This window comes from Mycobacterium sp. NGS15 (genome assembly GCF_059813245.1).
Genome location: NZ_JCALEF010000022.1, coordinates 1 through 315, shown reverse-complemented (window position 1 = coordinate 315; position 315 = coordinate 1). Strand labels below are relative to the sequence as shown.

General features: G+C 61.6%; 1 protein-coding gene. It reads right to left on the bottom strand.

Going from position 1 to position 315, the window contains the following annotated elements:
• The coding region (locus AC5Y5C_RS24875) for a hypothetical protein (protein ID WP_499977341.1) at positions 1 to 287 on the bottom strand (287 nt) is incomplete at its 3' end.
• Between the last annotated feature and the right edge of the window lie 28 nt (positions 288 to 315).

The window sequence follows — 315 nt, the reverse complement described above, 5'->3', positions numbered from 1 at the left end:
GCCGCATTCAACTGCCCTGTCGCGTACCAGAACGGAACGTTGAAGGGCAGCGTCAACGCTCCACCCAACACCGTGAACACCGGCTGAATCGCCGTAAACAAACTCGGCGCCGGCGCAGCAGCCGCAGCGGTCGGAGCCGACAGCGCCGCAGTCTTCACCGTCGGCGAAGCCGCCGCACTGGTCAACCCCGGAATCGACGGAATCGTCGGCAATGTCTGCGACGGAATACCCGCCAAGTACGACAACACCGCAGCCGGAACACCCGGCAACTGACCAATAGCCGTCACAAAATCATTGATCACCTTCTGATTCGCC